At 46.5% G+C, this 1,538-nt stretch carries 1 protein-coding gene; it reads right to left on the reverse strand.

Annotated features, from left to right (window positions below; translation table 11 throughout):
* The coding region (locus tag ACRCJ0_RS13780; RefSeq protein ID WP_431390797.1) for a heavy metal translocating P-type ATPase at positions 1 to 1,538 on the reverse strand (1,538 nt) is incomplete at both ends.

Raw genomic sequence — 1,538 nt, forward strand, 5'->3', positions numbered from 1 at the left:
GTCACCACCGGTTTGCCTTCGGTAATGGTACCTGTTTTGTCAAAAACAATAGTTTGAACTTTATGGGTTTCCTCTAAGGCATCGCCACTCTTAATCAAGACGCCATTCTCAGCACCCTTACCAGTCCCCACCGTAATCGCTGTTGGCGTCGCCAAACCTAAGGCACATGGACAAGCAATCACTAGAACGGAAATGGTAATAGACAAGGCAAATATCCATGATTCTTGCCCTAGGAAATACCAGGCAAGTCCAGAAATTGCTGCTAAGCCCATCACAATGGGGACGAAAATACCGGATACCTTGTCCGCTAACTTGGCTATTGGCGCTTTAGACCCTTGTGCTTCTTCAACAAGTTGGATAATTTGCGCAAGGGTTGTGTCCTTGCCGACCTTTGTGGCCTTGAATTGGAATGACCCGTTCTTGTTGATAGACGCGCCAACAACCTGGTCGCCTACCCTTTTTTCAATTGGGATACTTTCCCCAGTAATCATGGCTTCGTCAACCGCTGAGCTGCCCTCAACGACCTCGCCATCAACTGGAATTTTCTCGCCAGGGCGAACGACTAAAATATCGCCCGTCACCACCTGGTCAATCGCCACTTCAACCTCTTGACCGTCGCGCATTACTCGAGCCGTTTTCGGTGCCAAGCCCATCAATTTTTTAATGGCTTCAGACGTCTTGCCTTTAGACACAACCTCCAAATATTTCCCTAAAGTAATTAATGTCAAAATAACCGCCGCTGACTCAAAGTATAAGTCAGGATGACCGTGGCCTACATGCAGCTGGCCAGATACTAATAGACCTGTCATCACAATCCCTTGAACAAGCGCTGCCCCTGTCCCAATAGCAATCAAAGAGTCCATATTGGGATGTCCTTTAAAGAGGGCTTTAAAACCCACTTTGTAGAAGTCACGTCCCAAATAGACAACTGGTAAGGTCAGCAACAACTGGATGACCGCAAAATTCATGGCATTGGTCATTGGATTCAAGAATTCAGGTAAGGGTAAACCGCCAAAAGGTAGCATGGGACCCATGGCTATATAAAGTAAAGGCACAGTATAAATAGTAGACCACAAAAAGCGGCCCCATAAAGCTTGGATATGGGCACTTTGACGATCAGCTTGACTAGGCCCTTCCTGTTCACTGGTTTCTAATTTGGCTTGGTAGCCCGTATCTTCAACTGTACGGACAATATCAGAAACATTTAAGGCCGCCTCATCAAAGGTCACTGTCATTTTTTCAGTGGCTAAATTCACATTCACCGATGAAACAGCGGCTAATTTACCTACCGATTTCTCAATCGCTTGGGCACAAGACGCGCAGGTCATCCCTTCAATTTCAAAGCTAGTCGCCGATAAATTCTTCACCGCCTTATAACCTGCATTCTCAACTGCCTGAGTGATATCAGCCTCTGAAACTTGTTTGTTATCATAAGTAACCGTTAACTTTTCAGTTGCCAAGTTCACATTCGCAGCATCCATGCCCGTTAACTTGGCGACCGATTTCTCGACCGCTTGCGCACAGGATGCGCAGGTCAT

The sequence above is a fragment of the Aerococcus sp. L_32 genome (genome assembly GCF_050689315.1).